This is a genomic window from Streptococcus sp. HMSC10E12 (genome assembly GCF_001807855.1).
In the GTDB taxonomy this organism is placed as follows: domain Bacteria; phylum Bacillota; class Bacilli; order Lactobacillales; family Streptococcaceae; genus Streptococcus; species Streptococcus salivarius.
Map to the genome: position 1 here is coordinate 18469 of NZ_KV791129.1, position 9257 is coordinate 27725.

9 protein-coding genes are annotated in these 9257 nt (G+C 42.6%); 1 reads left to right on the forward strand and 8 read right to left on the reverse strand.

Annotation, left to right across the window (positions count from 1 at the left end):
• Positions 1-77: 77 nt before the first annotated feature.
• Positions 78-1364 (reverse strand): homoserine dehydrogenase, encoded by a 1287-nt coding sequence (locus HMPREF3112_RS10765; RefSeq protein WP_002885943.1) that lies wholly within the window; start codon positions 1362-1364, stop codon positions 78-80.
• A gap of 174 nt (positions 1365-1538) precedes the next feature.
• Between HMPREF3112_RS10765 and HMPREF3112_RS10770 the strand changes: the two genes are divergently transcribed.
• The gene (locus tag HMPREF3112_RS10770; RefSeq protein WP_070439749.1) at positions 1539-2417 is read left to right on the forward strand and encodes a polysaccharide deacetylase family protein; all 879 of its coding nucleotides are present in this window, start codon (positions 1539-1541) and stop codon (positions 2415-2417) included.
• A 40-nt stretch (positions 2418-2457) separates the two neighbouring features.
• On the opposite strand, the gene HMPREF3112_RS10775 is transcribed toward HMPREF3112_RS10770, so the two are convergent.
• The 7 genes from HMPREF3112_RS10775 to HMPREF3112_RS10805 all read right to left on the reverse strand — a co-directional run.
• Positions 2458-3588 (reverse strand): acetylornithine transaminase, encoded by a 1131-nt coding sequence (locus HMPREF3112_RS10775; RefSeq protein WP_070439750.1) that lies wholly within the window; start codon positions 3586-3588, stop codon positions 2458-2460.
• Positions 3589-3591: 3 nt separating this feature from the next.
• Positions 3592-4329, reverse strand: coding sequence for an acetylglutamate kinase (gene argB, locus HMPREF3112_RS10780; protein ID WP_070439751.1), 738 nt, complete (start codon positions 4327-4329; stop codon positions 3592-3594).
• Between the two features lie 26 nt (positions 4330-4355).
• Positions 4356-5549 carry a bifunctional ornithine acetyltransferase/N-acetylglutamate synthase gene (gene argJ / locus HMPREF3112_RS10785; protein ID WP_064523815.1) on the reverse strand — a complete coding sequence of 398 codons (1194 nt, stop codon included), beginning with the start codon at positions 5547-5549 and terminating at the stop codon, positions 4356-4358.
• A gap of 28 nt (positions 5550-5577) precedes the next feature.
• Entirely contained in the window at positions 5578-6600 is a 1023-nt protein-coding gene (gene argC, locus HMPREF3112_RS10790; RefSeq protein WP_070439752.1) for an N-acetyl-gamma-glutamyl-phosphate reductase, read from the reverse strand.
• Positions 6601-6727: 127 nt separating this feature from the next.
• Positions 6728-7909 (reverse strand): pyridoxal phosphate-dependent aminotransferase, encoded by a 1182-nt coding sequence (locus HMPREF3112_RS10795; RefSeq protein WP_070439753.1) that lies wholly within the window; start codon positions 7907-7909, stop codon positions 6728-6730.
• Between the two features lie 9 nt (positions 7910-7918).
• Positions 7919-8701 carry a carbon-nitrogen family hydrolase gene (locus HMPREF3112_RS10800; protein WP_070439754.1) on the reverse strand — a complete coding sequence of 261 codons (783 nt, stop codon included), beginning with the start codon at positions 8699-8701 and terminating at the stop codon, positions 7919-7921.
• A 131-nt stretch (positions 8702-8832) separates the two neighbouring features.
• Positions 8833-9257 (reverse strand): SH3 domain-containing protein (locus HMPREF3112_RS10805; RefSeq protein WP_176744483.1); only part of this gene is annotated, 425 nt, incomplete at its 5' end.

The window sequence follows — 9257 nt, forward strand, 5'->3', positions numbered from 1 at the left end:
ACACCAAAAGGAGGAAAGCCATCAGCGACTTTTCTCCTTGAATACCTTTCTTATACGCACCAGTATGGGCTTATCAATTAGTTAGACAAAACTTTCAATGTGTTGACAACAGTGAAATCTTCTGCTGCTTCAAGTTTTTCAGTAACAGCTTTGAGTTGTGTTTTAGACATAGCATGTGTAATCACAACGATACGAGCTGTTGTACCATTTGCTTTTTGTTGCAAGACTTGTTCAAATGAAATATCTTCTGAGTTGAAGATTTCAGACAAGTGAAGGATTTTTCCTTTTTCGTCTGGCGTATCAAGGGCAAAGTAGTAGTTGCTCTTAACGTCCGCTGGATTAGCCAATGGCAAGTCGCGACGGAACTCGTTGAATGGTTTACCAACATTACCATCTGAAAGACGACGAGCAATACGGATAATGTCTGCCAAAACAGATGTTGCTGTTGGTTTTTGACCAGCACCTGGTCCGTAATACATTGATTCGCCGATACCGATAGATTCAACAAAGACTGCATTCATAACATCGTTGACGCTAGCAAGTGGGTGATTTTTCGGCAAGAATGTTGGTGATACTTCTGCTGAGATACCTGATTCTACTTCACGCACATCACCAACCAATTTGATGACGTAACCCAATTCTTGAGCGACAGCTACATCATCAGTAGAGATGTTTGTAATCCCCTTGTGAGTCACATCGTCGAAATCAATTGTGGCACCAAAACCAAATTGGCTAAGGATAACAGCTTTATAAGCAGCATCAATACCTTCAACGTCGTTGGTTGGATCACTTTCAGCATAACCAAGTTCTTGAGCAGTCTTGAGAGCATCCTCATATGACCAACCTTCGTCAACCATCTTAGTCATCATAAAGTTAGATGTTCCGTTAAGCACACCGAGAATACGTGTCACCTTGTCAGATGTCAAAGAATTAGCCAAAGTACGCAAAATTGGAATACCACCAGCAACGGCAGCTTCATAGTAGAAAGCCACACCCTTATCTTGAGCAAGAGAAATCAACTCTTTACCGTGAGTAGCAATCAAGTCTTTGTTGGCAGAAACTACGTTTTTACCTGCTTCAAGCGCTTTTGTGATGAAAGTACGAGCTGGCTCGATACGTCCCATCAATTCAACAACGATTTGAATCTCGTCATCGTTAAGGATTTCGTCAACATTTGTGACAAAATTGTAGTCGTTACCTGCAGCGATAAGACGATTTTTTTCCTCGTCATCTTTAACCAAAACCTTCGCAATTTCGAGTTGGTCACGTGAGGCTGCAAGAACCTTTTCACCATTTTCCTTCAAAAGGAAAGGAATACCGCTAGCTACTGTACCAAAGCCAAGCAATCCAATTTTAATAGACATTTACGATTTCTCCTTAAAAACATACATTTTTTTAATTGTACCATATTTCTATCGGAATTGACAGAATATTGTTGCCATTTAAGGTGCTAAGTATTCTTTTTTTACTGAAAATTCTGTGCATTATCACCCCATTTTTGTTAGAATAATAGCTAGACCTATTTGAAAGGGGATACAATGACTTCTCAAAAGAAAAAATCAACTAACGCTAACAGAAAGAAACTGAACCTTCTTCTGCTTTTACTAAATCTAGTCCTCCTTGGCTTACTGGCAGTTTTCATGTTAAACCGCCCAAGCCAGTCTGGAAATAGCCAAAAAGGAACCCAGACAAGCCAATCTACGAGTACAGCTAAATGGAAAACCTATGACGAGCCTGTCCAAATCCCTATCCTGATGTATCATGCCGTACACGTCATGGATCCATCTGAAGCTTCTAACGCCAACCTTATCGTTGACCCAGACCTCTTCGAGGCACAAATCAAGGCCTTGGCCAAGGCAGGCTACTATTTCCTAACGCCTGAAGAAGCCTATAAGGCCTTCACCGAAAATGCCTTGCCTGCTAAGAAGGTTGTTTGGCTGACCTTTGATGATGGTAACGAAGATTTCTATACGATTGCCTATCCGATTCTCAAAAAATACAAGGCTAAGGCGACCAACAATGTCATCACTGGCTTTGTTAAGAAGGGAAATGCTGGAAATCTTACCGTCAAGCAGATGAAAGAAATGATGGCGCACGGCATGAGCTTCCAGTCTCATACGGTTAACCACCCCGATTTGTCAGCCACTGACAAGGCAACACAAAAGGTTGAATTAACGGATTCTATCGACTTCCTTGAAAACAAGCTCAATACCAAGGTCAATACCATTGCCTACCCATCAGGTCGCTACAATCAAACGACACTGGACCTAGCTAAGAAAAGTTACAAGTTAGGACTAACAACCAACGAAGGGCTAGCTAGTGCCAAGGATGGTCTCCTCTCACTCAATCGTGTCCGTATTCTGCCAACAACAACAGCTAAAGGACTTCTCAGCGAGATTGCTACTGACAATAAGTAAAAGAAATCACTTGATTCAAGAATCAAGTGATTTTTATGTTCTAGTCAAATATTTCTGATAGGATAGCCACACCCTTTTCGATTTCAGTATCACTTAGGGTGATTGGTGGCAAGAGTCGAATCACATTTGTCCCTGCAGTTAAGACAATCAAGCCCTTATCTCTAGCTGCCTGAACCAGTTCTCCCAGATTGCCAGTGGTCTCAATTCCAATCATATACCCCAAGCCACGCACAGTGGTAACTGTCTCTTTATCAGATAAAGCTGCCTGCAATTGTGCTTGTAGCTTGTTTCCATTCTCAAGAGCAGTATCCAGAAAACCTGGAGCCAACATAACTTCAAGCGTAGCCTTGGCCGCTGCCATGGCCAGTTTGTTTCCTCCAAAGGTAGAGCCGTGACTTCCGTAAGAAAAAGCTGTCCCAAGAGAGGACTTGGCAAGCATGGCACCCACTGGTACCCCATTTGCCAAGCCTTTGGCCAGAGTAAAGATATCTGGTTCAATATCGTAGTGCTCATAAGCAAAAAGCTTACCAGTACGACCAATTCCTGTCTGAACCTCATCTACAATGAGGTAAATACCTGTCTCCTTACAAAAATCAGACAAAGCCTTAACGAAGTCCTTATCCGCAGGTTGCACACCTGATTCCCCTTGAACCAACTCCAGCATAATAGCTGCAGTTCCTTCACTAGCTAGGGCCTTGACACTGTCTATGTCATTGAAAATAGCATAGCTAAAGTGGGGAACACCTTCACCAAAACCTTGTTTGATTTTATCCTGACCAGTGGCAGACATAGATCCAAACGTTCGACCATGAAAGGAATTTTGGAAGGTAATGATTTCTTGTTTACCTGAAGCCTTACGGGCAATTTTTATGGCTGCCTCATTGGCCTCTGCACCACTGTTACAGAAAAAGGCCAGATAGTCCTTATCACCAATTAAAAGGTCAGCAACATCTTCTTGCAACTGATTGTGATAGAGATTAGGCTGGTGCAAAATTTTCCCCACCTGTTCTGTCAAAGCCTGATTGACATGGGGATGGTAACCCAGATTGGTTACCCCGATACCTGATGAAAAATCCAAGTAGGTCTTGCCAGTTGTATCTGTCAAATAATTGCCCTGAGACGAAGCAAAATCAATCGCTGCCCGCTTATAATTTGAAAATAGTTTTGTCATTGTTTACTCCTTGATTATGGTACCGTCTGTCAGGTTATCACCAATAATGACCTGCTCGACACCAGCTTGAACTGTCTGAGCAGCACTTTGAATTTTAGGAATCATGCCTCCAGTTATCACACCTGAATCTATTTTTTTCTGAACGTCCACAAAGTTCAGCTGTTCCAAAACCTGACCATTTTCCAAAACACCCTTGACATCTGTCATAAGGATAAATTTTTTAGCACCTAGACTAATCGCCACTGCTCTGGCAAGGTAATCGGCATTGATATTGAGCAATTCCCCCTGCTCACTATAGCCTAGGCTAGGAATCAAGGGAAGTTTGTCTTGAGATAAGAGCGCCACTAGGGTTTGATTAGTGATGTTTTTGACTTCACCCACAAAACCATAGGTCTCTTGATCTAGGAAATCAGCATGGACAAGGTCTGGCAATTCGTCTACAAGCTGATAGGCTGGCAAACCTGCAGTTGTCAACTCACCTGCTAAGTTTTTCCCAACTATGTCAACCAAGGCTTCTTTGATCAAGGCCATATCTGACTGACCCGTCACACGAAGACCATTGACCTTGTGAATTGGAATATGATTCTCCTCCATCAGCTGATTAATAGCAAAACCGCCCCCATGGACGATAACAATTTTTTGACCAGCCTGCTGCCATTCTGACAGTTTAGCCAATATCTCAGGAGTTAGCTGTTTACTGGCTACTCCACCAATCTTGATTACAATATATTCAGTAGTCATCAGTTAACTCCTTTGTCATAGATAACTTAAGTATGGTAGAGGGCATTAATCTTAACGTAATCGTAGGAAAGATCACACCCCCATGCAGTTCCTTTTTCATGACCAGCATGAAGATCTACCGTTATAGTAACTTCATCATCATGCATGATGTCTTTCATTTCTTCATCATCAAAGGAAACAGGACTAGAGGCCAACATAACTGGCAGACCACCAAGCATAATATCAACATTATCCACAGGAACATCCACACCAGCATAGCCAACAGCAGCTAAAATACGTCCCCAGTTAGGATCTTCACCAAAGATAGCCGTTTTAACTAGGCTTGAACCGACAACAGATTTGGCCATCATACGTGCATCAAGAGCATTAGGGGCATTAACCACATCAACTTGGATGAGTTTATTGGCACCTTCACCGTCCTTGGCAATTTTCTTAGCCAACTCTTGCATCACGAAATTCAACATCTTCGAAAATTTATCAAACTCTGGTGTATCTGGCAGAATCTCTTCATTTAGTGTGCAACCATTTGACATGACAAGAACCATATCATTAGTCGAAGTATCCCCATCAACCGTAATCTGATTAAAGGTCTTTTCCACATTTTGGCTCAAGGCCAATTGAAGGGTATCACTAGAAATATTAGCATCACAAGTGATAAATCCTAGCATGGTCGCCATATTAGGGTGAATCATGCCTGAGCCCTTAGCGACACCAGCCATAGTGACCACATCACGTCCAAAGGTCTCCGTCACAGCAATGGTCTTAGTCGCTGTATCTGTCGTCAAAATCGCCTTGGCGAAATCATCAGCATTCCCATTAACCACTATCTTGGAAAGACCATTTTTCAGCGTATCCATTGGTAGCAACTCACCGATAATCCCTGTAGAGGCTACACCAACCAAGTCTGGTTCAACACCTAGCTTTTCAGCGGTCCACTCCTGCATGGTGTAAGCATCCTCCAAACCTTGAGTCCCTGTACAAGAATTGGCTACACCTGAGTTAACAACGATAGCCTTCATTTTTCCAGCCTTTTTAACAGAGGTCTTGGTCACAATTAGAGGAGCTGCAATCACCTTATTGGTCGTGTAAACACCTGCCACACTGGCTGGTTTTTCAGAGACAATCCAACCAAAATCCATTTTTCTCTTTTTAAATCCCGCATGTAGACCATCTGCTGAGAATCCCAGCGGACTAGCAATTGTTCCATCGATGACTTTCATATTTTTTCTCCTAACTCTATGCTTACATCTACAAGTATGACGGTGTCATAAGCAAACCTTCCGTCTCATCCCACCCCTGCATGAGGTTGAGATTTTGCACTGCTTGTCCGGCTGCTCCTTTAAGCAGATTATCAATAACTGAAATAACTGTCAGAACATTGGTTTTTTCATTATAGGCAAAGCCAATATCTGTAAAATTCGATCCGATTACGTTGTGCAGTTCTGGCAAGCTGTCTTGAACACGTACAAAGGGTTTATCGCTATAAGCCTTTGTGAATGCTGAAGCCACATCAGCTACAGTAACGTCCTTCTTCAACTTACAATAAACCGTAGCCATGATTCCGCGATTAACTGGTAAAAGCGACGTTGAAAACTGAATCTCAGGCATTTCCGGATTAAAGGTCTGCAAGGTTTGAACAATTTCAGGAATATGCTGATGATGATTGAGTTTATAAGTCACGTAATTATCGTGAACATTGACAAAATGACTAGACTCACTCAAAGCCTTACCCGCACCAGTTAAACCAGACTTGGCATCCACAATGACACTATCCGTCTCAATCAGATCAGAAGCAACCAAAGGAAGCAAGGCCAACTCCGTCGCTGTTGCATAGCATCCAGGATTGGCAATGAATTTCTTATCCTTCACATCTGTATATTCTGATAATGCGTATGTAAATTTATTCAAAACACTCTGCTTAGCAGGTGATTTTTTATACCATTCTTGATAAACATTTGCCGGCAAGCGATGATCCCCAGATAAATCAATAACAGGAAAATCAGCTTGAACAAATTCCTCCGCAAGCGAACTAGCAACTCCTGAAGGTGTAGCAAAGAAAACCAAATCCGCCTTTTTCATAATCTTTTCCGCATCATAAGCTTCAATGTCTAAGTCACAAACACCTTTCAGATAGGGATACACATCAGACAATCGTCGGCCCACTTCCTTGGTTGCGTGAATAGAAACAAGTTCCACTTTTTTATGATTATTCAAAATTTTAACTAACTCTAAACCACTATAACCAGTGATACCAACGATTGAAATTTTCATTTATGCACTCCTTTTGAATAAATATGTAATTAGTTTATTGCATTTTTATTCATTTGTCAAGAGGAAAATGTAATTAATATGAAAAAACAAGCAGTCTTTTTCAACTACTTGTTTTCATAATTGCTATCTAGTTATTAAATAAATGCAAGTTGGCGATACGATTGACCGCTTCTACCAGACGCTCTGGCTCTACCAAAAGCCCAATACGAACATAAGCGTTACCCGCAGGACCAAATCCTTTACCTGGTGCAACAGCAACATGGGCCTTCTCAAGCAAAAGATCCGCAAAACTTTCACTGGTGTACCCCTCTGGCACAGGCATCCAAGCATAGAAAGAACCCCTGGATGGAAAGGCCTGCCAGCCAATCTTAGCAGCTGCCTGGACAAAAGCATCTCGACGGCTATCATAAGTCGCATTCAGTTGGGCAACAGCCTCCTCAGATTTAGGATCTAAGAGAGCTGCAATCCCAGCCTCCTGCAAGGCAGGAAAGATTCCCACAAAAAGATGGTCTTGAATCAGATTTAAGGCTTCAATCATCTGGTCATTCCCAGCTGCAAAGGCCAAACGCCAACCAGCCATATTGAAGGTTTTCGAGAAAGTATAGAACTCAATGCCCACATCTTTAGCACCAGGCGTTGATAAAAAGCTAGGATTCTCATAGCCCTGATAACCCAAAGCTCCATAGGCTAAATCACTCACCACTCCTACTTCGTAGGTCTTAGCCCAGGCAACTAACTTTTCATAAAAAGCCTTAGTCGCCACAGCCCCCGTCGGATTATTCGGATAATTGATATAGATAAACTTAGCTCGGCGAGCTGTCTCCTCAGGAATGGCATCCAAATCTGGCAAGAAATCATTTTCAGCGGTCAAAGGAAAGGTTTCATAGGTCACACGGCCTAAGCTCACTCCTGATAGGTAATCTGGATAACCTGGGTCAGGCAAGAGCAGGAGATCACTAGGATTCATCAACGCTAGAGGCAATTCCACTAGTCCAATTTTAGCTCCACCCATGACACAAATCTCACGCTCTGCATCCAAATCGACCCCATAATGTTTCCTGTAAAAACTAGCAGCTGCTTCCTTAAAAGGACGATTGCCTCGAAACTGTGAATACTTATGGCTAGCAGGATTTTTCGCTGAAAGACACAGCGCCTCAACAATATGGTCATAGGTCGGTTGGTCGGGATTGCCTTGACCGAGATTGATAACATCTGCTCCCTCCGCCACCTTGGCATTAACCTTAGCAACCAAACCTGCAAAAAACTGTTCTGGCAATGCCTTCAATAAGTCCGATTCTTCAAATAACATAAACGCTCCTTAATGATACAAATCCGTGCGACGATCCTCAAAAACAGGAATCTGACCTCGAACCTTATCTACCTCTTCAAGATTAATATCGGCCGTAAAAATGCCCTCCTCATGCTCCTTGGATTCTAAGACCACATTTCCAAGTGGATCGATAACCATAGAATGTCCTGAGAAGACATCGTCTGGTCCTGTTCCGACACGATTAACAGCAACTACAAAAGCTTGATTTTCAACCGCACGCGCCTTTAACAAAATCTCCCATTGCTGCACTCGAGGTTCCGGCCACTGCGCTACCACAAAAAGCACCTTGGCGCCTTGTGCCATCTGTGTTCGCACCCATTCAGGAAAACGGATATCATAACAAATGACACTGGCAGCTATCACACCATCAAGCTCAAAAACAGACTCATTCGACCCAGCAGACATGTACTGGTCCTCTGCCATAAGGCCAAAGAGATGGGCCTTGCTATAGGTATTGATTAAGTCCCCAGACTTATTGTAGACATAGGTCGTGTTGTAGAATTTACCATCTTTCTCAATAGCAACGGACCCTCCAATAATAGCTACAGCATATTTCCTAGCAAAATGAGACAAGAGTTCTTGAGAGTCCAATCCATCCTTATCCGCAAGCCCATCAAGTTCATTTAAAGCATAGCCTGTATTCCACATTTCAGGAAGCACAATAACATCAGGATTGTGATCAAGCGCCCTTTCCAGCATCTCTATGACGTGTTTTTTATTTTCCACAGGTTGTCCGTGAACGACATCCATCTGTACCAACGCGATTTTCATAATAACCTCGATTCTATATTAACCATTATAGCACTCCAAAAGACGTCACAAAAATTGAAAAATTCAATCTCATGATAAAGAAAGGCTATCAAAAAAGGCTGGACATAATGTCCAACCTAATCATTATTACACTAAGCAATATCAACGTAACGACGAGCACCGCTCACTGTCATGTATGAAAGCCATGTGTGACCGTCCGCTGTCAAAACCTTATCGTAGTTAACGCTCATACCCTTATCATAGTAAGCCAACTCTGGGCTTGAAACCTTGGCTTCTGCCTTAATTGACGCACGACCTGTGAAGGTATAACGGCCTGATTCTGGGAGACTTGGTTTATCGGCTGGCTTAGCAACGGGTTTTGTTTCTGGTTTAGCTTCCGCCTTGGCTGCTGCAATATCAACATAACGACGAGCACCACTTGTTGTCACGTATGAAAGCCATTGACGACCATCGGCTGTCAAAACCTTGTCGTAGTTAACGCTCATACCCTTATCATAGTAGGCCAACTCTGGGCTTGAAACCTTAGCTTCTGCCTTAATTGACGCACGACCTGTGA